General features: G+C 62.3%; 24 protein-coding genes. 15 read left to right on the top strand and 9 right to left on the bottom strand.

Going from position 1 to position 24,405, the window contains the following annotated elements; all coding sequences use genetic code 11:
• Positions 1-46 precede the first annotated feature (46 nt).
• Entirely contained in the window at positions 47-820 is a 774-nt protein-coding gene (locus FHU29_RS09130) for a hypothetical protein (RefSeq protein ID WP_064441176.1), read from the bottom strand.
• 248 nt (positions 821-1,068) lie between these two features.
• A complete protein-coding gene (locus FHU29_RS09125) occupies positions 1,069-1,491 on the bottom strand; it encodes an HIT family protein (RefSeq protein WP_064441175.1) in 423 nt (140 codons plus the stop codon).
• Positions 1,492-1,616: 125 nt separating this feature from the next.
• On the opposite strand from FHU29_RS09125, the gene purD reads away from it, so the two are divergent.
• The 3 genes from purD (at position 1,617) to FHU29_RS09110 (ending at position 4,704) form a co-directional block, all read left to right on the top strand.
• On the top strand, positions 1,617-2,876 hold the full coding sequence (gene purD / locus FHU29_RS09120; RefSeq protein WP_064441254.1) for a phosphoribosylamine--glycine ligase: 1,260 nt from the start codon (positions 1,617-1,619) through the stop codon (positions 2,874-2,876).
• Between the two features lie 70 nt (positions 2,877-2,946).
• Positions 2,947-4,062, top strand: a complete 1,116-nt coding sequence (locus FHU29_RS09115; protein WP_064441253.1) for a pyridoxal phosphate-dependent aminotransferase — start codon at positions 2,947-2,949, stop codon at positions 4,060-4,062.
• 54 nt (positions 4,063-4,116) lie between these two features.
• Positions 4,117-4,704, top strand: a complete 588-nt coding sequence (locus FHU29_RS09110; protein WP_064441174.1) for a TetR/AcrR family transcriptional regulator — start codon at positions 4,117-4,119, stop codon at positions 4,702-4,704.
• A gap of 29 nt (positions 4,705-4,733) precedes the next feature.
• On the opposite strand, the gene FHU29_RS09105 is transcribed toward FHU29_RS09110, so the two are convergent.
• On the bottom strand, positions 4,734-5,480 hold the full coding sequence (locus FHU29_RS09105; protein ID WP_064441173.1) for a GTP pyrophosphokinase: 747 nt from the start codon (positions 5,478-5,480) through the stop codon (positions 4,734-4,736).
• A 45-nt stretch (positions 5,481-5,525) separates the two neighbouring features.
• Here FHU29_RS09105 and purB point away from each other — a divergent pair, with 45 nt between their 5' ends.
• The 9 genes from purB (at position 5,526) to FHU29_RS09060 (ending at position 16,979) form a co-directional block, all read left to right on the top strand.
• Entirely contained in the window at positions 5,526-6,974 is a 1,449-nt protein-coding gene (gene purB / locus FHU29_RS09100) for an adenylosuccinate lyase (protein WP_074390894.1), read from the top strand.
• A 6-nt stretch (positions 6,975-6,980) separates the two neighbouring features.
• Positions 6,981-7,400, top strand: a complete 420-nt coding sequence (locus FHU29_RS09095; RefSeq protein ID WP_064441172.1) for an HIT family protein — start codon at positions 6,981-6,983, stop codon at positions 7,398-7,400.
• Between the two features lie 179 nt (positions 7,401-7,579).
• Positions 7,580-8,485 (top strand): phosphoribosylaminoimidazolesuccinocarboxamide synthase, encoded by a 906-nt coding sequence (locus FHU29_RS09090; RefSeq protein ID WP_064441171.1) that lies wholly within the window; start codon positions 7,580-7,582, stop codon positions 8,483-8,485.
• Positions 8,482-10,602 carry a S9 family peptidase gene (locus FHU29_RS09085; protein ID WP_064441170.1) on the top strand — a complete coding sequence of 707 codons (2,121 nt, stop codon included), beginning with the start codon at positions 8,482-8,484 and terminating at the stop codon, positions 10,600-10,602. The genes FHU29_RS09090 and FHU29_RS09085 overlap by 4 nt, the downstream gene beginning before the upstream one ends.
• Before the next feature lie 25 nt (positions 10,603-10,627).
• Positions 10,628-11,125, top strand: a complete 498-nt coding sequence (locus tag FHU29_RS09080; RefSeq protein ID WP_064441169.1) for a glutathione peroxidase — start codon at positions 10,628-10,630, stop codon at positions 11,123-11,125.
• 73 nt (positions 11,126-11,198) lie between these two features.
• A complete protein-coding gene (locus FHU29_RS09075) occupies positions 11,199-11,903 on the top strand; it encodes a DUF2334 domain-containing protein (protein WP_041450832.1) in 705 nt (234 codons plus the stop codon).
• A gap of 24 nt (positions 11,904-11,927) precedes the next feature.
• The gene (locus FHU29_RS09070; RefSeq protein WP_064441168.1) at positions 11,928-13,586 is read left to right on the top strand and encodes an FAD-binding dehydrogenase; all 1,659 of its coding nucleotides are present in this window, start codon (positions 11,928-11,930) and stop codon (positions 13,584-13,586) included.
• Positions 13,587-13,674: 88 nt separating this feature from the next.
• Complete coding sequence (locus tag FHU29_RS09065; RefSeq protein ID WP_157095239.1) at positions 13,675-14,430, top strand: ABC transporter ATP-binding protein; 756 nt, start codon at positions 13,675-13,677, stop codon at positions 14,428-14,430.
• Entirely contained in the window at positions 14,430-16,979 is a 2,550-nt protein-coding gene (locus FHU29_RS09060; protein WP_183377523.1) for an ABC transporter permease, read from the top strand. Before FHU29_RS09065 ends, FHU29_RS09060 begins: the two co-directional genes overlap by 1 nt.
• Positions 16,980-17,047: 68 nt before the next feature.
• Here the strand turns inward: FHU29_RS09060 and FHU29_RS09055 are convergent, their stop codons facing one another.
• Positions 17,048-17,692, bottom strand: a complete 645-nt coding sequence (locus tag FHU29_RS09055) for an MBL fold metallo-hydrolase (protein ID WP_064441166.1) — start codon at positions 17,690-17,692, stop codon at positions 17,048-17,050.
• Between the two features lie 80 nt (positions 17,693-17,772).
• On the opposite strand from FHU29_RS09055, the gene purS reads away from it, so the two are divergent.
• The gene (gene purS, locus FHU29_RS09050; RefSeq protein WP_013805488.1) at positions 17,773-18,018 is read left to right on the top strand and encodes a phosphoribosylformylglycinamidine synthase subunit PurS; all 246 of its coding nucleotides are present in this window, start codon (positions 17,773-17,775) and stop codon (positions 18,016-18,018) included.
• Positions 18,015-18,692, top strand: a complete 678-nt coding sequence (gene purQ / locus FHU29_RS09045; protein WP_064441165.1) for a phosphoribosylformylglycinamidine synthase subunit PurQ — start codon at positions 18,015-18,017, stop codon at positions 18,690-18,692. Before purS ends, purQ begins: the two co-directional genes overlap by 4 nt.
• 8 nt (positions 18,693-18,700) lie before the next feature.
• On the opposite strand, the gene FHU29_RS09040 is transcribed toward purQ, so the two are convergent.
• Entirely contained in the window at positions 18,701-19,867 is a 1,167-nt protein-coding gene (locus FHU29_RS09040) for a glycosyltransferase 87 family protein (protein ID WP_232323009.1), read from the bottom strand.
• A gap of 234 nt (positions 19,868-20,101) precedes the next feature.
• Between FHU29_RS09040 and FHU29_RS09035 the strand changes: the two genes are divergently transcribed.
• Positions 20,102-21,178, top strand: a complete 1,077-nt coding sequence (locus FHU29_RS09035) for an acyltransferase family protein (RefSeq protein WP_074390893.1) — start codon at positions 20,102-20,104, stop codon at positions 21,176-21,178.
• On the opposite strand, the gene FHU29_RS09030 is transcribed toward FHU29_RS09035, so the two are convergent.
• From FHU29_RS09030 to FHU29_RS09015, 4 genes are read right to left on the bottom strand one after another with little or no spacing between them, the layout of a single operon-like run.
• Positions 21,123-21,668 (bottom strand): hypothetical protein, encoded by a 546-nt coding sequence (locus FHU29_RS09030; protein ID WP_064441162.1) that lies wholly within the window; start codon positions 21,666-21,668, stop codon positions 21,123-21,125. The two genes, FHU29_RS09035 and FHU29_RS09030, sit on opposite strands and share 56 nt — an antisense overlap.
• Positions 21,665-22,924 carry a DUF58 domain-containing protein gene (locus tag FHU29_RS09025; protein ID WP_064441161.1) on the bottom strand — a complete coding sequence of 420 codons (1,260 nt, stop codon included), beginning with the start codon at positions 22,922-22,924 and terminating at the stop codon, positions 21,665-21,667. The genes FHU29_RS09030 and FHU29_RS09025 overlap by 4 nt, the downstream gene beginning before the upstream one ends.
• Positions 22,921-23,922, bottom strand: a complete 1,002-nt coding sequence (locus FHU29_RS09020; RefSeq protein ID WP_064441160.1) for an AAA family ATPase — start codon at positions 23,920-23,922, stop codon at positions 22,921-22,923. Before FHU29_RS09020 ends, FHU29_RS09025 begins: the two co-directional genes overlap by 4 nt.
• Positions 23,922-24,377, bottom strand: coding sequence for a hypothetical protein (locus FHU29_RS09015; RefSeq protein ID WP_221194899.1), 456 nt, complete (start codon positions 24,375-24,377; stop codon positions 23,922-23,924). Before FHU29_RS09015 ends, FHU29_RS09020 begins: the two co-directional genes overlap by 1 nt.
• Positions 24,378-24,405: the final 28 nt, after the last annotated feature.

Below are 24,405 nucleotides of genomic sequence, written 5' to 3'. Positions count from 1 at the left end.
GGGTACTTCTTGATCTTAGAACTCCGCACACCGTTCGGACAGAGACTTAGGTGAGTTCGGCGGCAGCCGCAGCATGATGTGGTTCGACTGTGATTGCGCGTGGTTTGCGGCGCCTGCGAGGGATCATCGAGACGAGATCGCCGACAGGTCCCACTGCGCCGTTCACGGCGCCGAGCGCGTCCTGCAAAGCGCCGACGCTGGTCGCGAGCAAATCGAGGCTGGGTGCCAAACGGTCCAGACTGTCAGAAAGTGAGATCAACTGATCGAGCGTGCCGCCCCGCTTGATCATTCGCTCCACCGAGCTGTTATCTGACAATAGGCTTTCGAGCAGGCCATTTTTCCTCAGAAGATTATCGAGGGGACCGTCGGAGGCGGTTAGGCGATCGAGTGCGCCGTCCTTTTCTAGCAGGCGGTCGAGTAACCCGTCCTTCTCGATGAGTCGCTCGACGAGCCCCTCTTTCTCCAACAACCGCTCAATGGGCCCGTCCTTCTCAAGGAGGCGATCAACAAGCCCGTCTCGTTCCAGGAGGCGCTCGAGAAGGCCGCCCGGCTCAGTGAGCCGGTCGAGCACGCCATCCCGTGCCATCAGTCGGTCAATGGGGCCTTCGGGATCAAGAGCGCGGCCAAGCGCCCGGTCCGCTCCCGCGCTGTCTGAGACCCGCTGCAAGAGATCGAGGGGTCCTCGCGGATCGAACAATCTCACGACGTTGCCCGCTTCGTTGATCACCCCGGAAGCAGTATCCGCAGCCAGGTCAAGAGCAGCCCCGGTCGCGGCGACGCCAGCGCGCGCGGGGACAGCGACAACAGCGAGCAGATTCATAGGGAAAGCCTATTTGCCCGGTACGACAACTTCTGTAGTAGAGGTCTCGGTGTGGGCAAGGTCATGGGCGCGCATGGAAGTGATACGCCGACAGGTCCGAGATATGCCCAAGAGTCGGCCCATCATGTCGGAATCAAGTGATGGGGCTTGTGTCCAGCGACGTCTGGGCATACCCCAGACGCGGTACAAACGCTTGCGCCGATTCGGGCCCAGGCAAGCTACTGTGCGGGGCGTCAACAGCCGCGTGCCTAGTCTGGGACTCGTTCGCCGTAGCCGAGGTCGCGGAGAGTGGCCCGGAGTTTATCCGCGGCGGCATCGAGTTCGTCAGCATCCCCTGGTTTGGCCATCGAAAGATCAAAACCTTCGATCGACCATGCTGGAAAGACATGCAGGTGCAGATGAGGTACTTCGATGCCCGCGATCAGCAGACCAGCGCGGGGCGCATCCCAGGCTTGACGAACCGCCTGGCCGATCTTCTGCGCCACGTCGGTGCACTTGTTGAATAGGGCCGGGTCGACGTCCTGCCACTGGTCAACCTCTTTGCGGGGCACTACGAGTGTGTGCCCGGGAGCAACCGGAGCGATCGTGAGGAAAGCGACGATGTCCTCGTCCTCCCAGACGAAACGACCGGGGATCTCCCCGGCGATGATCTTGCTGAAGATGGAAGCCATGGCAACGAGCATCCTCGAAAATGGAGCGATTCGCCAGCGTTCACACGCCAATCTCGCCGCTGGATTCACGCAACGCGGAACCCGGGAGTCTCTTCTGTCAGAAGGACGCCGTAGGCTGTCGTACCGTGCGAGTTCTCGTTATCGGATCTGGTGCCCGTGAACATGCCCTGCTGCTTGCTTTGAGCCGAGACCCGTCGGTGAGCGCGCTGATGTGTGCGCCCGGTAACGCGGGTACCGCTGCCCTAGCCGAGCAGCATGACGTCGATGCCGCCTCGACTGACGAGGTTGTCGCGCTCGTGCGGGAACTCGAACCCGACTTGGTCGTGATCGGCCCCGAGGTGCCATTGGTGCTCGGGGTCGCCGATGCTGTCCGGAAAGTCGGTGTGCCGTGTTTTGGGCCGTCCGCCGCTGCCGCGCAAATCGAGGGTTCCAAAGCATTCGCGAAAGACGTCATGGCCGCCGCGGGTGTGCGCACTGCGCACGCCGAGATTGTGGACACTCCGGCGAATCTTGATGCGGCGCTCGACCGGTTCGGCCCGACGTGGGTAGTCAAGGACGACCGCCTCGCTGGCGGCAAGGGTGTCGTCGTCAGCGCGGACCGGCTGGTGGCACGTGATCACGCAGCTGAACTGCTGGAGAAAGGTCATCCAGTACTGCTGGAGTCCTTCCTCGACGGCCCTGAGGTGTCGCTCTTCTGCTTGGTAGACGGCGAGGATGTCGTCCCTTTGCTGCCCGCGCAGGATCACAAACGGGTCGGTGATGACGACACCGGGCCCAACACGGGCGGGATGGGCGCGTACACGCCTCTGCCGTGGTTGCCCGACGGGATGGTCGGCGAGATCGTCGACGAGGTCGTCAAGCCGGTAGCGCGGGAAATGGTCGAGCGCGGCTGCCCGTTCAGCGGGTTGCTCTATGCCGGTCTCGCGATCGGCAAGGAAGGGCCCGCGGTGGTCGAGTTCAACTGCCGTTTCGGGGATCCGGAAACGCAGGTCGTTCTCGAAATGCTCGACACGCCGCTTGCAGGCCATCTGTTCGCCACGGCCACGGGGACGCTCGCCGATGCTGGTCCGCTGACGTGGAAGGACGGCAGTGCCGTCACGGTTGTGATCGCTGCCGAGAACTACCCCGGACCGCCCCGGACGGGCGATGTCATCACCGGGTCTGACATTCCGGGTGTTCTCCACGCCGGAACAGCCCGGCGCGAAGATGGGGAGCTTGTGTCGACTGGGGGGAGAGTGCTCAGCGTCGTCGGGTACGGAGCTGATCTTGTGACTGCCCGCGCAGACGCGTACTCGAAAGTGAATCAGATTCACCTGCCGGGGAGCCACCACCGCACCGACATCGGCCTGGGTGCGGCCGAGGGTCGTATCTCGATACCGTCCTGAAGCCCCAAAAACGCGTTACGGTCGAAGAGTGCGTATCTCAGACCGCTCCGCGATCGCGCCTTTCTACGTCATGGACGTGTGGAAGGCCGCCGCTGATCGTCAGCGCATCCATGGTGATGTGCTGGCTCTTGCCGCGGGTCAGCCGTCGACTCCGGCGCCACAGCCGGTTGTTGCAGCCGCGCAGAAGGCGATAGTCGAGCAGGTACTCGGCTACACCGAGTCAACGGGAATCCTTCCGCTGAAAGAAACGATCGCTGACTATTACGGTCGGCGTGAAGGCGTTGAGGTCGACCCGTCCGAGGTTGTCATCACCACCGGGTCGTCGGGGGCCTTCACGATCCTGTTCCTTGCCGCATTCGACGTAGGGGACACGGTCGTCATGGCGCGGCCGGGTTATCCGGCGTACCGGAATGTTCTCCAAGCTCTCGGTTGCCGAGTTCACGAGCTTGATTGCGGTCCCGACGAGCGCTTCCAGCCAACCCTCGCGATGCTCGAGGCGCTTTCCGAGCCTCCCGCCGGACTGATTATTGCCAGCCCAGCGAATCCGACTGGGACGATTATCGATCCAGCGGAATTCACAGCGATCGCCCAGTGGTGCGCAGAGCACGGAGTACTGCTGATTTCAGACGAGATTTACCACGGGATCAGTTTTGGTGATCTCCCCCAATTGTGCGCCTGGAAAGCGTCGCGTGAAGCCGCTGTTGTCGGCTCTGTATCCAAATACTTCTCGATGACGGGCTGGCGACTGGGATGGATGCTCGTGCCCTCTCGCTATCGCGATGCCGTGAATCGGCTCGCATCCAACCTGACGGTGTGTCCGCCTGCGGTCTCGCAGTACGCAGCGATGGCCGCCTTTTGTGACGAGTCGCTCGCCGAACTGGATGGGCATGTCCAACGGTATCGGCGCAACCGCGACATTCTGCTCGAGGGGCTGGAAGAACGTGCTATTTCGAAATTCGCGCCCGCTGATGGAGCTTTCTATCTCTATGCTGACGTTTCGCATTTGACGTCGGACTCGACCGCTTGGTGCGCGCGTGTACTCGCGGAAACCGGCGTTGCAATGGCACCAGGTATTGATTTCGACACACTGCACGGAAGTCGGACAATTCGACTTTGTTTTGCGGGGGCGACGGCAACAATGCATGAGGCGCTCGAAAGGTTGGCGCCCATGCTGCGGGACTTTTAGCGAATTGAGACTGAAGTACCAGATAATCATCGGTGGGGCTGACAAGATTACGCAGTGACATCCACGCGTAAAGGGGAGCGCCGCCGGCAAGCGCTTATCGAAGCGGCAGCGGAACTCATGCGCGAGGGTGGGTTAGAGGCGGTGCGGCACCGAGGTGTTGCGCAGCGTGCCGGTCTGCCGCTGGCATCGACGACTTATTATTTCGCCTCCCTCGACGACCTGGTCGTGAGCGCGGCAGAGTTCGAGGCGGCGGACGCGATGAATCGCGTCGATGTACTACTCGCCGGTGTGCCGAGGCGGGCACGATCGATACATACATTGACGGATTTGCTCGTTGACGTGTTGGTTGGCCGCAGAGTTGGCGCAGACGCGCTGGCATCGCGGTACGAGCAGAACCTCGCGATCGCGCGGCATCCCGAGCTTCGCGAGATTCAGGTCCGGATGCGCGCCCACACGATTGCCGCGATCAGTGAGGTTCTCGCCAGAAGCGGACGGCCTGTGAGCGAAGCTCGCGCGCGAGCTCTGGAGGCTATGGTGGCCGGAGCCGTGCTGGGCGCGGTTCTCGACGAGCCGCCCGACCTTGCTGGCACGGTACGGTCGTTGCTGTTCGACGTGATCGATCAGTTGGCGCCGCCGGGCTGACATTGCGGGCTGGGGTATCTCCCGGGTGCCTAGCTGGTTCGCAAATGGCGGAGCATTTCTAGAAGGTCGCGGGGGAGCGGGAAGCCGGGAACTTCGTCCGCGGTGGTGGGCGCCGACTTTATCCGGTCTATCTCGTCGTGCAGCCGCTCCATCTTGATATCGAGCCGGCTGGCGGCTTCGGCGGCCTCGGTCAGCTCCCGAAGCAATGCTTCTGGGATTTCACGTTCGTACTTGTAGTAGATCTTGTGTTCGAGGGCCGCCCAGAAGTCCATGGCGATCGTGCGGATCTGTAGTTCGACACAGACAGGCTGAACGCGGTCGCTGAGGAACACGGGAATCTCTACCAGCAAGTGCAGACTCTTGTAGCCGTTGGGTTTGGGATTGGCGATGTAATCCTTGGTTTCCAGGACGGTGACGTCGGCCTGTCCGCTCAGCATTTCGGCGATGCGGTAGGTATCCGAGATGAAGCTGCAGCTGATGCGGACGCCAGCGATGTCAAGGATGTTCTCGCGGATCGCGTCGATCGTCAGCGGGATGCCGCGGCGCGACGCTTTCTGCAGGATGCTGGCAGGCGTTTTGAGCCTGGACGACACGTGTTCGATCGGGCTGTACCGATGGATGTGCGTGAACTCATCCTTCAGGATGTTGATCTTGGTCACGATTTCTGCGAGGCCGAACTGATACGTCATCATGAATCGGGTGAATTGGGACCGGATCTCCGCGAGTTCGGCAAGCGCCTCGCTTTTCTGGTCGTCCTCGGTTGCCCCGTCGCTCATGCCTCCCGAGTCTGCCATCTTGCGCCCGAACTAGACTGCACAAGCGTGACCGCTGACAACACCGCTCAAGCTGCCCCGCGCGTGCCGAATGTTCTCGCAACCCGATACTCCAGCCGCGAAATGGCGCACCTCTGGTCCCCGCAAAACAAGATCGTGCTTGAGCGGGAGTTGTGGCTGGCGGTCCTGCGTGCCCAGCGCGCCCTCGGCATCGAGGTTCCAGAAGGCGTCATCGAGGACTACGAGCGAGTTGTCAGTACAGTCGATCTGAACTCGATCGCCGAGCGTGAGCGTGTCACCCGCCACGATGTGAAAGCCCGCATCGAGGAATTCAGTGCCCTTGCCGGTCATGAGCACGTTCACAAAGGCATGACCAGCCGTGACCTGACCGAGAATGTGGAACAACTCCAGATCCGCCGAGCGCTCGAACTCGTCCACGAACGTGGAGTTGCCGTGGCGGTGCGGCTCACGGAACGCGCGGCCCAGTATTCGGGCCTGGTCATGGCCGGTCGCAGCCACAACGTCGCAGCGCAGGCAACCACGCTCGGGAAGCGGTTCGCATCAGCAGCCGAAGAAGTGCTTGTCGCGCTCACCAGAATCCGGGAGCTGATTGATCGGTATCCGCTGCGCGGTATCAAAGGCCCGATGGGGACCGCGCAGGACATGCTGGATCTCCTCGGTGGCGACGAGGAGAAGCTCGCTCAGCTCGAGGTGCAAATCGCCGGCCACCTCGGCTTTGCCAACGTGTTCACCAGCGTTGGACAGGTGTATCCGCGCTCGCTGGATCACGATGTGCTGTCCGCGCTCGTACAGCTTGCTGCTGGGCCGTCGTCCTTCGCGCACACGATCCGCCTCATGGCTGGTCATGAACTCGTCACGGAGGGTTTCCAGCCGGGGCAGGTGGGGTCGTCAGCGATGCCACACAAGATGAATACCCGGTCATGTGAGCGCGTCAACGGCCTGCAGGTGGTGCTGCGAGGTTACGCGTCGATGGCCGCGGAGCTCGCTGGCGCACAATGGAACGAAGGTGACGTTTTCTGCTCCGTGGTGCGGCGGGTCGCGCTGCCCGACGCCTTCTTTGCTATCGACGGCCTGTTTGAGACGTTCCTGACGGTGCTCGGCGAATTCGGCGCATACCCCGCGGTCATCGAGCGGGAACTCGAGCGCTACCTGCCCTTCCTGGCCACGACCAAGGTGCTGATGGCTGCGGTCCGTGCGGGTATAGGCCGCGAGACGGCCCACGAAGTGATCAAGGAGCACGCGGTGGCCGTAGCACTGGCGATGCGGGAGCAAGGTGCTGGGCAGGACCTCCTTGACCGGCTCGCAGCGGATGAGCGTCTGCCTCTGGATCGGGCTGCGCTCGACGACGCGCTTGCGGACAAAGCGGCGTTCGCCGGAAGTGCGCAGGCCCAGGTCGCCCGAGTTGTTGACGCCGTCGCGGCCCTCGCGAAACGGCACCCGGCAGCGGCAGCGTACGCCCCGGCTCCCATACTCTAAGACGTCATGAGGGCGTGCATCTTTTGTGACATCGTGGCAGGCCGCGCGGAGGCGAGTCGCGTCTACGAGGACGACAAGGTGCTCGCTTTCATGGATATTCGGCCGATGACGCGCGGCCACCTGCTCGTCATCCCGAAAACACACGCCACGAACCTCGCTGAACTGGATCCCAAGCTCGCTGGGCCGATTTTCGCGACTGCCCAGCGGCTCGCCGCCGCGGTGCGGCGCTCACCTCTGCGGCCTGAGGGGGTGAATCTGTTTCTCGCGGACGGGGCCGCCGCAGGCCAGGAAGTTTTCCATGTGCACCTGCACGTGCTCCCGAGGCTGGTTGGGGATGGCTTCGGTTTGCGGGGCTCGTTCAGCTGGCCGCACCGCATGGCGCTGGATGCGCAGGCTGTACAGATACGAGCCGCGCTAATGACGTGAGGTTTTTCACGCCGATAGCGGGGTTGCGCATGCCGCTGCCGAAAACTCCGCAACGCTCGGGTACACCGTTGACCTCGTAATTCCCGGACACACTCTTCCGTACCAATCGATGTCCCAAAATGCGCCCTGCAGTGCCATCGGCACCCTATTCGGCCGTTTCACCAACTAGGGTGTACGCCGTGCGTCCTACTTTGGCTGATTACAAACACCTCATGTCCGGCAAGGTCCGAGACCTCTACGACATTGATGAGCACAACCTGCTCATGGTCGCTAGCGACCGGATCTCAGCGTACGACCATGTTCTGGAAACCCCGATTCCAGATAAGGGACGCGTGCTCACAGCGATGAGCGTGTATTTCTTTAGTGAACTCGGTATCCCACATCACCTTGCTGCTTCACCCGATGACGACCGCATTCCCGAGGAAGTCCTGGGCCGTGCGCTTATCGTCCGCAAACTCGACATGATCCCCTTCGAATGTGTTGCCCGCGGCTACCTGACAGGCTCGGCGCTCAAGGAGTACCGAGAGACTGGGTCGGTGTGCGGAATAACGCTGCCTGACGGATTGACGGAAGCCAGCAAGCTGGAGGATTCCGTCTTTACGCCGGCGACCAAAGCTGATGTCGGCGACCACGACGTTAATGTGCCTTTCAGCGCCGTCGTTGACAGGCTGGGCGAGGAACTAGCCCATAAGGTGCGTGAGGAGACACTCGACATCTATCTGCGCGCTTCATCGTTGACAGAAGCGCGAGGTCTGCTCCTTGCCGATACGAAATTCGAGTTTGGCTTAGACGCTGCGGGCAACCTGATCCTCGCTGACGAGGTGCTTACGCCGGATTCCTCCCGTTTCTGGACGGTGGGAGACTACGAACCGGGCAAACCGCAGCCGAGCTTCGATAAGCAGTTCGTCCGGGATTGGCTGACAAGTAGCGAATCGGGCTGGGACCGCGCCTCCGACAGCCCACCGCCGCCGTTGCCGGATGACGTCGTCGACGCCACCCGCAAGCGGTACATCGAGGCATACGAGCGAATCTCTGGCCTGCAGTTCGATGAGTGGCTGGGCGAGTCCGCGTGGCATAACGCATGAGCAATGACCGACTCACCGCTACGGCTGAGACAGCTCCGCCAGTAGCGAAGAAGGTTCCGCACGATCGCGTCCACCATGGTGATCTCGTCGTCGACGATTACGAGTGGCTGCGCGACAAAACAGACCCTGAGGTCATTGCGCACCTGGAGGCTGAAAACGCCTACACAGAGGCGCGCACCGCCCACCTCGCGGAGATGCGGCAGACGATCTTCTCAGAGATCAAGAGCCGCACACTGGAGACGGACCTGTCTGTTCCGGTGCGGCGCGGGGAGTGGTGGTACTACGCCCGCACCATCGAGGGCCAGCAGTACGGCCTGAACTGCCGGTGTGCGGTGCAGTCGCTGGACGACTGGGAACCGCCTGTTCTCGAGCCCGGCACCGACGTCCCTGGAGAGCAGATCCTCCTCGACGCGAACGTCGAAGCTGAGGGCCACGACTTCTTCTCGCTGGGCAGCTTCGCCGTCACGGAGGACGGCAACCTGCTCGCCTACGCCGTGGACACCACAGGGGACGAGCGGTACCTGCTGCGTATCAAGGACTTGCGCACCGGCGAGATGCTCGGTGACGAGATCCCCAACACCTTCCCGGGCGCCTTGTGGGACCCAAGCGGAGAGTTTCTCTACTATCAGACGGTTGACGACGCGTGGCGTCCAGACACCGTGTGGCGCCATACGCTCGGCACCTCTGCGAGCGATGATGTGGTGATCTTCCGTGAGGAGGACGAGCGCTACTGGGTGGGCATGGGGCTGACGCGCAGCCGGAAGTACCTCGTAATCGAGGTGGGCTCGAAGATCACGAGTGAAGCCCGCGTGCTCGACGCTTCCGACCCGACAGGTGAATTCTCGGTCGTCCTGCCACGACGCGAAGGCGTCGAATATGGGATCGATCATGTCGTGGTCGGCGGTGAGGATCGTTTCCTGATCCTGCATAACGACGGCGCCGAGAACTTCGAACTCTGCGAAGCGCCCGTCGCCAGCCCTGAACGCCAGCGCGTTCTCATCGAACACCGTGACCAGGTTCGCCTCGAAGGTGTTGAGGTCTTTCGCGACCATCTCGTCGTCGCATACCGGCGCGACGCGATCTCACGTCTTGCGATCTGGCCGATCGGGGCCGACGGATACGGTGAACTCAGCGAGATCGATTTTGGTGAGGAACTGTATACGGCGGGCACGGCAGCCAACCCGGAGTGGTCGTCACCGTACTTGCGGCTGGTTTTCACCTCCTTCATCACGCCGGGCCGGGTTTTCGATTATGACTTCTCGAGCGGTGCCTTGCACCTGCGTAAGGAGCAGCCTGTCCTAGGCGGCTATTCGGCTGAGGAGTACGTGCAGCACCGTGACTGGGCAGTGGCCGAGGACGGGACGCGTATCCCGATTTCGGTGATTCGGCGCAAGGATGTAAGCACCCCGGCGCCGAGTTTGCTTTACGGCTACGGTTCGTACGAATCCAGTGTTGACCCGACGTTTTCGGTATCGCGACTTTCGCTGCTCGATCGCGGCATGGTGTTCGTCGTCGCGCACATTCGTGGTGGCGGCGAGATGGGGCGCCGATGGTACGAGGACGGTAAGACGCTCGCCAAGAAGAACACGTTCACCGACTTCATTGCATGTGCGCGTCATCTTCGCGAGTCGGGCTTAGCGTCGATCGTCATCGCTGATGGCGGTAGCGCGGGCGGCTTGCTGATGGGTGCGGTGGCCAACATGGCGCCAGAGCAGTTCGACGCGATCCTCGCGAATGTGCCGTTCGTGGATCCGCTCACGTCGATTCTTGATCCGTCCTTGCCGCTGACTGTGATCGAGTGGGACGAGTGGGGCAATCCACTGGAAGACAAGTCGGTCTACGAGTACATGAAGTCGTACTCCCCGTACGAGAACGTCGAGTCCCGGAGCTACCCGCCGATCCTTGCGATCACCAGTATCAACGACACGCGTGTCCTGTATGTCGAGCCGGCGAAGTGGGTGGCAAGGCTGCGGGACGCAGGCGCCCGCGACGTGCTGCTGAAAACGGAAATGAGCGCTGGTCACGGCGGAGTCAGTGGACGCTACGAAAAGTGGAAGGAAGTCGCGTTCGAGTACGCCTGGGTACTCGACCGGGCAGGGCTGATCGGGCAGGGCTGATCTGATCCGCGCTAAGTTGGTGGGCATGCCGACTACGACGCTGCAGAACATTCCCCTCAAGACGCTTAATGGTGCCCCGGCCAGTCTCGCTGATTACGGTGGCCGGGCCCTCCTCATCGTCAACGTTGCCTCACGCTGCGGGCTGACCCCGCAGTACCGGGAACTCGAAAAGCTTGCGACCGAGTACGCGGACCGTGGCCTGACTGTGATTGGCATCCCCTGCAACCAGTTCGGCGGTCAGGAGCCTGGCACGGCAGACGAGATCGCCACGTTCTGTTCGACGACCTATGGCGTTACGTTCCCCTTGATGGAAAAGGTTGAGGTCAACGGCGAGGGGAGGCACCCCTTGTACGCCGAGCTCACTCAAACGGCTGATGATGCTGGAGAAGCTGGAGACATTCAGTGGAACTTCGAGAAGTTCCTCGTGGCTCCCGACGGCACGACAGTGCGTCGGTTCCGTCCACGCACCGCACCTGACGCTCCGGAAGTAGTCGAGGCGATCGAGGGGATTTTGCCGAACTGAGCGTTTAAAACGTTCTCGTCCGCGAAACCCTCAGTAAAGGACTTGTACACCCGCGTATGTGACGGTGTGGAGTATGAACGCTGAACTGCTGGTTTCGATATCCGGGATCCGTGATACGACCGTCGAACTGGCAGACGGATTCGCTGCGGAACTCGACAAGCGGGGGATCCCCGTATCTCTTCTTGTGGCACCGCGCCTGAAGGGCAAATATCGGCTTGTGCGGGACGAGGCCACGCAAGAGTGGCTTCGTGCCCGGCATGCGCGCGGTGACGCTATCCTGCTGCACGGCTATGACCAGGCGGCTACGAAGAAGCGGCGCGCCGAGTTCGCTGCGCTGCCAGCGCACGAGGCGATGCTCCGCTTGATCGCCGCCGACCGGGTGATGGAAGAGGCCGGACTGCGAACACGGTTGTTCGCGCCGCCACGCTGGATCGCCTCCGAAGGTGCACTGCTGATGCTGCCCCGCGTGGGTTTCCGGCTCTGCGCGGACCTGACGTCCATCCGGGACCTGGAACGAGGGACGTCCGTTCGCGCCCGCGTACTCGGTGTGGGCGAAGGTTTCCTGGCTGAACCCTGGTGGTGCCGGGCGCTGGTCATGAGTGCTGAGCGCGTCGCGCGGCGCAATGGAACCGTCCGGCTTGCCATCAAGGCGAACCACCTTGAACGGACAGGGCCACGGCAGGCCTTTCTCGATGCGATCGATCTCAGCCAGCACCACGGCGCACGCCCTGCGACATACCGGTGGCCCTACGATCGGCAACAATCCACCGCTGCGTAATTGCATGAACTAGCGTCAGAGGCTATGGGTGAGCGCGCGGATGTCATCGTTGTTGGTGCTGGACTCGCTGGTCTCGTTGCGACGGCTGAACTGGTGGAGCGGGGCCGGAAGGTCCTGCTCCTTGATCAGGAAGGGCCGCAGAATCTTGGCGGGCAAGCGTTCTGGTCGTTCGGCGGGCTTTTCCTCGTCGATTCACCGCATCAGCGTCGCGTTGGCATTCACGATTCGTATGACCTCGCTCTCAGCGACTGGATGGCGACGGCCGGCTTCGATCGTGAACGCGAAGACTATTGGCCACGCAAATGGGCCGAGGCGTATGTCGGTTTCGCCGCAGGCGAGAAATACCACTGGCTGGCGGACCGCGGCCTCAAGATCTTTCCCGTTGTCGGCTGGGCTGAACGCGGCGGCTACTACGCCAACGGCCCCGGGAACTCGGTGCCTCGCTTCCACATCACCTGGGGGACCGGCCCAGCGCTAGTGGACATGTTCGCCTCGCGGGTGCGGGCCGCGGCCACTCGTGGTTTTGTGTCGTTCGCCCATCGGCATCGAGTGGACCAACTCGTGACGACAGCAGGTTCGGTCACCGGGGTGCGCGGGACAGTTCTGGAACCGTCGGATGAGCCTCGTGGCGTCCAGTCATCCCGGACGGCGGTGGGGGAGTTTGAATTCTCAGCACAGGCCGTCATTGTCACGAGCGGCGGTATCGGCGGAAACGCCGAACTGATCCGGAAGAACTGGCCTCAGCGGCTCGGCGAGCCCCCAGCGCAGATGCTCTCTGGCGTGCCTGCGCATGTCGACGGCCGCATGCTGCAGATCGCGGAATCGGCTGGCGCTAGCCTGGTCAACCGCGACCGAATGTGGCATTACACCGAAGGCATCACGAACTACGACCCCATCTGGCCGCACCATGGAATCCGGATCCTGCCGGGGCCGTCGTCCCTGTGGCTCGATGCGACGGGCCAGCGCCTCCCGGCACCACTTTTCCCTGGATTTGACACGCTCGGCACGCTTGCGCACATCACGAAGACTGGGCATAGCTATACCTGGTTTGTTCTCAACCAGCGCATCATCGAAAAGGAATTCGGGCTGTCCGGGTCGGAACAGAATCCAGACCTTACCGGGCGCAGTGTGCGAAAGGTGCTGGAGCGGGTACGTCCCGGAGCGCCAAGCCCGGTCGAGGCGTTCAAGCAGCAAGGCGTCGATTTCATCGTCCGGCACAACGTCGAGGATCTGGTCGACGCGATGAACGAGCTGACCGGCGACGGGCTGCTCGATCCAGCGGAGGTACGCCGGGTGATCGAGGCGCGCGATCGTGACGTGCGGAATCCTTTCGGAAAAGACATGCAGATCATGGCGATTCGTTCCGCGCGTGGTTACAAACCGGACAAGCTGTCCCGGGTCGTTGCTCCGCACGCGCTGCTCGACCCGGACGCTGGACCGTTGATTGCCGTCCGTTTACACCTGCTGACACGGAAGACCTTGGGTGGTCTCGAAACCAACCTGGATTCACAGGTAATGACACCTGGTGGAGATCCGTTCCCCGGACTGTTTGCCGCAGGTGAGGTCGCTGGATTCGGCGGCGGAGGAGTGCACGGGTATCGAGCACTCGAGGGCAGCTTCCTCGGCGGTTGCATCTTCTCGGGGAGGGCGGCGGGCCGTACCGCAGCGGCGGCGGTGATTTGATCCCGTCACCTGAGAGTGACACCCCGAAAATCAAGATCAGGGTGTGCCCCGATAGCGCGGGCACCGTCGCATTGGAATGATGGGCCCTATGGTCGAATCGACAACCCCTGCAAATGATGGGATCGCCGCGCGCGCAGCGAACCTCTCGAAGATTTACGGCACCGGGAACACCCAGGTGAGGGCGCTCGACGAGGTGGACGTTGAGTTCCGTCGCGCCGAGTTCACTGCCATCATGGGCCCCTCAGGCTCTGGGAAGTCAACGCTGATGCACTGCCTTGCTGGCCTGGATTCGGCGTCGTCAGGGTCGGTCGATATCGGTGGCACGGAGCTGACAGCGTTGAGCGACAAGCAGATGACGCAGTTGCGTCGCGACCGCATCGGCTTCGTTTTCCAGGCCTTCAACCTCGTTCCCACTCTCACAGCGCTCGAGAACATCACTCTGCCGCTCGACATTGCCGGACGTGCGCCAAACGAGGACTGGCTCAACACGGTTGTGGACCGCCTGGGTCTAGAGGACAGGCTCGACCACCGGCCGAGCGAACTGTCGGGCGGGCAGCAGCAGAGGGTCGCGTGTGCGCGGGCCCTCGTCGGGCAGCCCGAGATCGTTTTCGGTGACGAGCCCACCGGCAACCTTGACTCCCGGTCAGGGAACGAGGTTCTCAATATCCTGCGCGCCGCCGTCGACGAGTTCGGGCAGACGGTCGTCATCGTCACGCACGATCCCAAAGCCGCCAGTTTCGCGGATCGCGTGGTCTTCCTCTCCGACGGCAAGATCGTTGACGAACTTCGCAACCCCGACGCTGATTCCATCATGGACAAGATGAAGACACTGGAGAAGATCTGATGGCGGTGTCGCTGAAGCCGTCAGGCGCGCCGATGCGCAAGGTGTCCACACGCAATCTCATGGCGCACAAGCTCCGCTTGTTTCTGACCGTTCTCGCCGTGGTTCTCGGGACAGCGTTTGTGACGGGCTCGTTCGTGTTCACGGATACGCTCAAGAAGACGTTCGATGAGATCTTCTCTGGTGACACCATCGGTGTCGATGTGCGGGTGACGCCAGCACAGGAGGGGTCGCTGGGCATACCGATCGATGAAGCGGACCGGCTCGCGGATCTGCCCAATGTCCGTGCGTCGGTGCAGGCTGCGAGTGGCCAGGTCATCCTCATCAAGGACGGCTCCGCGGTCCAGACCGGTGGCGCGCCGAGCATCGGGCAAACCTACCTGCCAGCGAACAGCGGGATCGGCCAGCCCATTGAAATTGTTGACGGCAGTGCGCCTGAACAGGCCGGGGATGTCATCGTCAACCAATCAGGCGCGGAGCGCGGCGACATCGCCGTCGGTGATGCGCTAGAGGTCCTCGTCCCCAATGTGGGCTCGTTTGACGTCACCGTCACGGGCACCTATTCGCTGCCAGTGGACGTCGGCGGCTTCGTCGGCGTGCAGTTCACGGCTGATCAGGCGCGTGAACTGTTCACCGACGGCGAGCATGTGTCGAGGGTGGACCTGGCAGCTGTCGAAGGCGTGAGCCAGGAACAGCTGCGTGACGAGGTTGCCGCTGCAGTCCCCGACGGCTACACGGTTGAGACCGGCGAGGAGGCCCGCGCCCAGCAGCAGAGCGAGCTCGAGGAAAACCTGTCCTTCATCAACTACTTCCTGCTCGCATTCGGTGCCATCGCCCTGGTGGTGGGCACGTTCATCATCTACAACACGTTCGCGATGATTGTCGCGCAGCGGCTGCGGGAGATGGCGCTGCTGAGAGCTATCGGCGCAAGTCGAAGGCAGATTAGCCGTTCGGTGATTTTCGAGGCGTTGATCGTCGGTTTGATTGGCAGCGCGATCGGGCTCGGATGTGGTGTTGCGCTGGCATACACGCTGCGCGTGGTGATGGACGCATTCGACTTGGGGTTGCCCAGTGGCACGCTGGCGCTGGAGCCCCGCACCGTGATCGCGGCGTTCACCGTGGGCATTCTTGTCACGGTCCTCAGTGCTTATGCCCCTGCCCGGCGCGCGTCCCGAGTCCCTCCAGTCGCGGCGATGCGCGAGGAGTTCAGCGGATCGGCCGAATCGGTTCGCACGCGCACGATAATCGGCGCATTGCTAGGTGTGCCCGGTCTTGTCGCGTTGTTCTGGGGTATGCAGTACACCGGACAGCAGGGCGCCATAATCGTGGGAATTGGTGTCGGATTACTGATTCTCGCCGTGTTGTTCGCGACCCCGGGTCTGGCGCAACCGGCGATCCGGCTGTTGGGTTTCACCGCCAAGCCGTTTGGCTCGATCGGCAAGCTCGCCCGGACAAACGCGGTGCGGAACCCGCGCAGAACCGCAGCGACCGCCTTCGCTCTCACGCTGGGGCTGATGCTGGTGACGATGATCAGCGTTCTCGGCACCTCAGCGAAGGTCAGCATTGATGCGCTCATTGACCAGGGCATCGAGGCGGACTTCATCCTGAGCGGGCCCATGCAGACGGGTGTGCCCGCCGGTGTAACCCAGTCTGCGGAGCGGGCCGAAGGTGTCGAGCGCGCCGCCGCAGTGAACTTCGCAACCGCTCTGGTCGGCGAGGACGAAGAACGAATTGTTGGCGCGGGAGTTCTGGGTGGTGTTGGCGGAATTCTCTCCTTCGACATGGTGGAGGGGTCGGCCACGCTCAGCGACTCATCGATGCTTGTCGATGAGGCGACAGCTGAAAAATTCGGCTGGAGCGCAGGCGACGAAGTCGAGTTGACGAGGCCGTCGCGCGACGGGACGGTCAATGTGACGGTGGAGGGTATCTACACGGTCAATCAACTCGTCGGCTCGATGGTGCTGTCCGATGCCGCGCTGAACTCGCTGATACCACGATTCGTCCAGGTGACGGCTGCGGTTATGGTTCGCGCTGACTCGGCGGCTGATCCCGGGACGGTCCGGACCGCGCTCGAGGACGCGACCGAGCAATTCGTGGTCGTGCAGGTCCAGGATCTGGAAGAGTACAAGAGCGCACAGTCCGCGCAGGTCGACATGATTCTGGCGTTGCTCTACGCGCTGCTCGCTCTAGCGGTGGTCATCGCGATTCTCGGCATCGTCAACACGCTGGCCCTGTCGGTGGTGGAACGCAAGCGGGAGATCGGCATGCTCCGTGCGGTCGGCATGTTCCGGCAGCAGGTCCGGCGCACCATCTACATCGAGTCGGCGCTCATCGCGGTGTTCGGTGCAGTGCTTGGTCTCTCGATGGGCTTACTGTTCGGCTGGGGATTCGTGAGGACCCTCCGGGACGAAGGCCTCACTATTGTTGCGGTGCCATGGGTGCAGGTGGTGGCGATGCTGGTCGGGTCGGCGATCGTCGGCGTGCTGGCGGCGCTGTGGCCGGCCGGGCGGGCAGCCCGGACAAAGCCGCTGGAGGCGATCGCGGACATGTGAATGAAGTGGGCCAGATCGTGAAGGATTTACCCTTCTCAGGAGGGAATTTCCTTCACGATCCCCAAGGCCTAGATCTCCACAGAGTCTTCCGCGGGCAGAGTCCGGAACTCGGTGCCTTCGTGTGACATCTCTTTCAGCCGCCCGTAGTAGATGCCGAGCCCATTATCCGACAGAAGGCCCTGGTGAATGGGTACCGCGACACGCGGTTGTACGGAGCGGAGAAAGTCGACAGCCTCGGAAATTTTCATCCACGGCGCCGCAGCGGGAATGGCGAGTACGTCCACCGGTTGCCACGGGACAAACAAAGAATCGCCAGGATGCAACAGCTGGCCAGGTGCCCCAGCAGTGCCGAGGAGATACGCGACGTTATCGATCACCGGAATGTCAGGGTGAATCACTGCGTGTCTTCCGCCGCCCACTGTGGCGTCAACAGACCCCACAGTGAAGTGTTCTCCCGGACGGACCGCTTGCCACGCGCCGCCGAGCTGACTAGCGGTTTGGGGGTCGGCGTACAGTGCCGCCTTCGGGTTCGCTTCGACTAGTGACGGCAGGCGTGCAATGTCGGCATGATCAGGGTGCTGGTGTGTCACGAGGATCGCGTCGAGGCCGGTGACGCCTTCGAAGCCGTGGGAAAAGTTGCCGGGGTCGAACAGAATGCGGGTTCCGTCCATCTCGGCAAGTAGGCAAGAGTGTCCGAAGTGGGTGAGGCGCATAGGGACAGTATGCGTCCGATGCTGGTTGCCTTGTAAGCTGTCCACGCGAGTTTCTGCACCATTACTTTTAGGAGTGCCGGGTGGCCCGGGTTGTTGTCAGTGTGATGCCTAAGGCGGAAATTCTGGACCCCCAGGGCCAGGCGATCGTGCGGGCGCTTCCCCGCCTTGGATTCGATGGGGTAACCGAAGTACGTCAGGGTAAGCGTTTCGAGCTAGAGGTCGACGATGCGATCGACGACGCGACCCTCGCCAAGATCGCGGAGTCCTTCCTGGCTAACACGGTCATCGAGGAGTGGACCGTGACGCGTGTGGATGGTGGCGAGTGAGCGCGCGGATCGGCGTCATCACTTTCCCGGGAACCCTTGACGATATTGACGCGGCGCGCGCGGTCCGCATCGCGGGTGCTGAGGACGTTGCCCTCTGGCATGCCGATGCTGACCTGAAGAATGTCGACGCGATCGTTGTTCCCGGTGGCTTCTCTTATGGTGACTACCTGCGTGCGGGGGCCATCGCGCGGTTTGCCCCGGTGATGGGTGAGGTGATTCGGGCTGCTGAGCAGGGCATGCCGGTGCTGGGCATTTGCAATGGATTCCAGATCTTGTGCGAGTCGGGTCTCCTGCCCGGTGCTTTGACGCGCAACGAGGGCCTGCATTTCATCTGCCGTGACGAATGGCTTCGTGTGGAGAACAATGCGACAGCCTGGACGACCAGGTACGAGCAGGGCGCTGAGATCCTGATTCCGCTCAAGTCCGGCGAAGGCCGGTTTCAGGCTTCCGATGAGTTGCTCGACGAACTCGAGGGCGAAGGACGCGTGGTCTTCCGGTACGCCGGAGGAAACCCGAACGGATCGCAGCGCGGCATCGCCGGCATTTCTTCGCCGAACGGTCGGGTCGTAGGCCTCATGCCGCACCCGGAGCACGCAACGGAACCGCTGACGGGGCCTAGCGATGACGGTCTCGGGTTGTTTCTTTCGGTGCTAGACGGCGTGCTGACTGCCTGACACGGCGGTCAGTGAACCAGCGCGGGTTCTGTGCGCTTCTGGCCAGTCTCCGTGGTGGGAGCCTGTCTGGGCAGGCGCCGCGCGGCGATAACTGCCCCGACAAGGAGCGCCATAGCCGCCCAGAAGTGACCGTTCTGCACTGTGAACGTCGCCAGGTTCGGTCCGGTGTCGGCTGCCACAAGTTTGTACGGTCCCACGAGGTAGATGAGAGTGGCCGCCCCAGTTAACAGCCGCCACTTCGCGTAGCGGGGCGCGATGAGCATGGGTACCAGCATGAGGACGTACACCCAGTGGTGCGAGACAGCGAAGGGTGCCGCTGCGAGAGATGCGAGCGCCACCAGGCCGAATGCGACGTAGTGATCACCGGCACGCGTGAAACGGTAGGCCGCCCAGGTCGCAGCGGCGATGATCGCCAGCGCACCGAGAACCCAGAGAATATCTTTGAGGCCGTCATCAAGCCCGAGACGCGCGAGCACCCCAGTTAAGGCCTGGTTCGGGCGGTAGTCGTGTCCGCCCGCGCGGTCGGTACGGAAGAACTCTTCAGTCCAATAGAAGACTGATGCCTGCGGGGCGACGAGGAACCCGACGACGATGGTGCCGATCCCCGTGGCGATAGCTTGGAAGAGCGATCGGTAGTCGCGGCGGAGAAGGAAAACGAGCCCGAACGCCGCGGGGGTGACTTTGATAGCGGCGGCGATGCCAGTTGCGATGCCGCGATAGCGGCGCGGGATGACACCCGTACAGTCGGCGACCACAAGGGCCATCAACGTGACGTTGATTTGCCCGAAGAAGAAGGACGTCCGAATCGGCTCTAGCAACAACGCCACGCCCAGTATTGCTGTTGCGATGAACGGCACGCTGCGCGTAACTCCTGCTCTACGCAGCAGTGCCGTGAGAATCCACCACACGAGTCCGATATTCGCCGCCGTCCACAGTAATTCCAGAGCGCTGAGGGGGAGCGCGGCCATTGGTGCGAACAACATGGCGGCAAAGGGAGCGTAAATAAATCGCAAACCGTGCGGTCGTTCGAACTCGTTATTGTAGAGCGGCGTTCCGTCGACGAAGGCCTGGCCCGCTGCCTGGAAGACCGCGAGGTCAATGGGGCTTACCGCCAAAGTTCGCTTAAACAGGTAGGCGATTGCGCCCACTGTGATAACAAAGCCCACAATGGACACAAATCGGACAGTGCGTGCGCTTAATCCAGGCGTGGCTGCGGTGTCACGGAGCTGCATTAAAGGAATCGACCTCACTGCTGAATAGGCTTTGCTGACGGAAATACCGCATTGACTTAACTGCTCACGATACCAAGAGGCCAAAATATTGTCATGTGTCCGTAATCACACGGGCCTCCACAGATCGCAATCGTATGCGTACCGTTGGTCGAGGTTTAACAGCGGGAGGAGTGGGCAGTGACGGCGCCAGTAGCAGCACGAAGTTCTCGTGTTGAGTGGGTTGACGTAGCAAAAGGTGCCTGTATTGCCCTAGTTGTCCTTTTTCACGCGACAAACTTCTGGATAACCAGGGGTTACGGCTCGCAAGCGTGGGTTGAATTCAATCAATTCTTAGAGCCAGTTCGCATGCCGCTCTTTTTCCTTGTGGCGGGGCTATTCGCTAGCAAGGCTCTTCAAAGAAGCTGGAATTTCGTCCTCCGCAGTCGTGTCGCGCTGATGTTCTACTTGTATCTCCTCTGGATCCTGCTGCGGTTCGGTTATTTCACCCTTGTGCCTGGTGCGAGTCTGACGGGGGAGGAATCGTCCCCGCTGAATATCTTGGTAGGCCTAGTGGTGCCGCACAACGGCCTGTGGTTCGTGTACGCCCTGGGACTCTATTTCGCTGGCGCGAAACTCCTGCAGCGCTTTGACCCCCGTTACCAGGTGGCTGCAGCAGTTTTCCTCGCGATTATCGCGCGCTCACTAGCTGACGTTGTGGAATTCTCGTGGACGTGGGAGAACATGGCCGGCTATTTCATGTTCTTCATGCTCGGGCTGCATGCTAAGGAACTCTTGTTTGCGCTGGCCGCACGGACATCGCTGCCGGCGGTTCTCATCGCTGGCAGCGCCTATGCCGGTGCCGTGCATATCGCACGCGAGACAGGTCTTGGTGAATATGCGATCACCGCGATCGTGATCACCCTGCTTGGTTTGGCGGTAGGCGTGCTCGCTGCTGCACGGCTGAGGTGGCGCCCCGGTGTCCGCGCCTTCTCCCGGCTCGGCGCTTTAACGCTGCCTGTGTACCTGATGCACGAAATCGTGATGGGTACGTTCGCGTACGGGCTCCTTTCGCATGGAATTCTCCCCGCACCTGAGGTTGTTCGCGGGTTCGGTCCGGTGGTCATCGCCGCCACCGGAATCGTGGGCGCGCTGCTGGTACACCGTCTCCTTGTCGGTACAGGACTAAGATGGCTGTTCAGCCTGCCCGCACCGCTGCAATTCATCCCCGGCGAGCGCGCGCGGCCGGCGACACCCGCTGCGATGGCCGCTCGCTGATACGAGGCCGCACTACGCCGGTGATCGCGAGCGCAAACACGAGAATCGCGAGAATAGGCGCCGCGAGGGTGAACCAAGGCAGGTCCCACGGCGCGCCAAGTGCTGTTCCAGTGACCAGGGTTATCACGAGTGCCCACGGAATGATGCCGCCAAGGACCGACGGGCCGAGCTCCGGTTCACGAACCACCCACACCGAGGTGACGTGAAGAAGGGCGGCGCCTGCAGCAACCAGGACGGACACAGTCGGCAACTCCACGCTGAGAATCATCACGATCAGGCAGTGAATGGTGATCAGGGATGCGACGCCACCAGATCGTCGGTGCAGCCCGAGCGGAGTAATGACAAAGGCCAGCGCGGCAGCGACCGCGGTCACGGACGGTGCGGCGAGGAGTGCTTCGTTTCCATTCGCGGTGATGCCGAGCAACAGTGCAAGCACCGCGGCCCAGCCTGAAAGCAGCACCAGCGCGGCGCGCAGCAGCAATCCGCTCATACTCGCCGCCGTGGCCGCATCGGACGCCTCGCGAGCAGCCGGAAAGCGTGTTCGAGCCCCATATCCGCCTGTTCTGCGTGCCGCCACTCGAGAACGTCGATCCCAATTGTCCCCAAGTCGCGTGCCTGGTTGCGCCGCTCGACCCGCCACATGCGCTCACTGATGTCGTCGAGCGTGTCCGAGAAGGGCGGAACCTCACCGAGGACATCGACGAGTACAACGGTGTGCCCATGCCTGCGCAAGTCGATCATCGCGAGTGAGAATTGCGTTTCCAGCAGTGGTGAGAAGCCGATGACGATTGCTCCTCGCGGTACTGCGTCGACGGGGGCCAATGTGCCGCGAATCAGGTGGTGGTCATCGCCCGCCGCGAGGACGGCATCGAGTATTCGGTAGAACTGCCTGCGCCCCAGTTCGGCGCCGAGCCAGCGAGCTCGCGAGCCCAGTGCGATGACGCCGGCCCGGTCACCGCGCTGCAACGCGGCCTGGGTGACTTGCGCAGCACCACGAACGGCGCGATCAAGGCTGTCGCTGGCCGGTCCCGGGGCATGCGGATAAGTGTCAATGATCGCGACAACATCTGCCGCGCGGTCGGTGAAACGCTCGGTTATATGGAGTCGCCCGGTTCTGGCGCTGACCTTCCAATTGATGGTGTGAAGCGGATCACCCGCGAGATAGGTGCGCGTGTCGGCGTATTCCACGCCTGAACCATGCCGGCGCGTGAGGTGGGTGCCGATCCGATCTGGAAGGCGGGTGCGCGGGATTGGGGTCTGATACGGCGGTGCGAGAGGGTACGCGTGGATCCGGGCTGCCGTCACTGTCGCTGTCGCGGCGAGGAGGCCGCCAAACGCCGTCGCATCAACCTGGACCTGCACGGGGTAGTTCCCCCAGCGTGTGGCAGAAGCATCGAAAGTGCCGTCTTCGCGCAGCTGCCCGAGCTCGAGTCCCGGCGAGGCAACTGGTTTGAGCCTGTAGATTGCAGCACCGTCAGTCAGGGTCTCATGGCAGGACAAGGTGGTCGATTCGTTCTCAAACATGCGGCTGAGTGCTGGCTCGGCTGAAATGGTGGCTGCAACCGGGGGTTGCCAGCGGGTGCGTTGAGCTGCCCACGCGCCAGCGCTGAGCGCCCCTAGGAAAGGTGAGGCGAAGAGAACAAGCTGTGGATTGTGTGCGGTGAGAGCGGCGATGAGGGCGCTGCCCGCGCACAGTGCCAGGAGAATGGCCAGGCGCGACGGCCGCCATTGCAGCTCGGTGCTCACGCCGTGCTTCCTGAATTGGTTCCGGCGTCGATCCGGGGCGCTGGCAACCGATTGAGCAGTTCGCTTACGATCTGCGCCCCGCTTACGCGCCGCACCCACATTTCTGGGCGCAGGGTGATGCGGTGCGCGATCGTCGCTACCGCGAGTTCCTTCACGTCCTCAGGGGTGACGAAATCGCGCCCATGAAGGAGTGCATGGCCGCGGGCGAGCTGGACGAGATCGAGTTCGGCGCGGGGACTCGCTCCGACTTCGATCTGAGAATGGTGGCGGGTGGCATTCGCGATCGAGATGACATACTTCAGGACGTCTGCATGCACCACGACCTGTTCAAGCGATTCACGCATGTCCAGCAGGTCGCCGGCGCTCAGGACCTGGCTCACCACGGCGGGTTTTGAGCCCCGGTCGAGGCGCCGCTGCAGCATCGCTTGCTCATTTTCGGGATCGAGATAACCCAGGCTGAGCCGCATCGAGAAACGGTCGAGCTGGGCCTCGGGCAGAGGGTATGTCCCCTCATATTCGATCGGGTTGTCGGTCGCCAAGACGATGAATGGGCTGGGCAGCGCGTGTGTGAGACCGTCGATGGTGATCTGGCCTTCGGCCATCGCCTCGAGCAGCGCGGACTGTGTTTTGGGGGGAGTGCGATTGATCTCGTCGGCGAGAAGAAGGTTGGTGAACGCGGGGCCCTCCCGGAACTCGAAAGCACCCGACCGCATGTCGTAGACGGTTGCACCGAGCAAATCAGATGGCAGCAAATCCGGCGTGAACTGAATACGGCTGAACTTGAGGCCGAACGCCGCCGCGAAGGACCGCGCGATAAGCGTTTTGCCGAGGCCAGGCAAGTCCTCGATCAACACATGGCCACCCGCGAGCACAGCGAGCAGGATGTTCGTCAACGCTTCGCGCTTACCGACCACGGCGTGCTCAATCTCCGCCAGAACGGCGTTGGCGCGCCGCGTTGTTTCGGTAGCGCTGGGATTGCGTGGCGGCTCAGAACCCATTACGCGTGCTCCAATCGGGCGAGAATGTCAGCAAGGACGGTACGGCCGGGCCCGGGCTCATCTCGGTGTGCCCGGGAGGTTTGTGAGGCATCGACCCATTTCCACAGGACGGGGCCGAACAACAGTTCACCCGCCGCCTGGTATTGGGCGCGGTTACCGTGTGCACGGACTTTGGTGACCTGCTCGAACTCGCGTGCCAGGACGGGCCGGAGGTGCAGGTCCCAGTCACCCCGGCTGCCATCAGCCCAGCTGATCGTGAACTCGGCGCGGGACCGCCAGCGATCGAGCAGTTCCTGCTGCGATTGTTCAGCACGGACTCCGCGCGGGTCTTCGGTTTCGATTGACGCATCGCTGGAGCGGCGAGTGCGATACATCAAAAGTGCCAGGATTACCGCCACCGCGACGCCGGTTGCGGTAGCGAGGAGCGCGTACTCACCGAGGGCGAGGAGCAGCACTTCCAGAGCGATGACGGAGCATATTCCA

Source organism: Hoyosella altamirensis (assembly GCF_014191505.1).
GTDB classification, from domain to species: Bacteria; Actinomycetota; Actinomycetes; order Mycobacteriales; family Mycobacteriaceae; genus Hoyosella; species Hoyosella altamirensis.
Note: the sequence above shows the minus strand (reverse complement) of the source record. Positions and strands in the feature narration are given on the sequence as shown.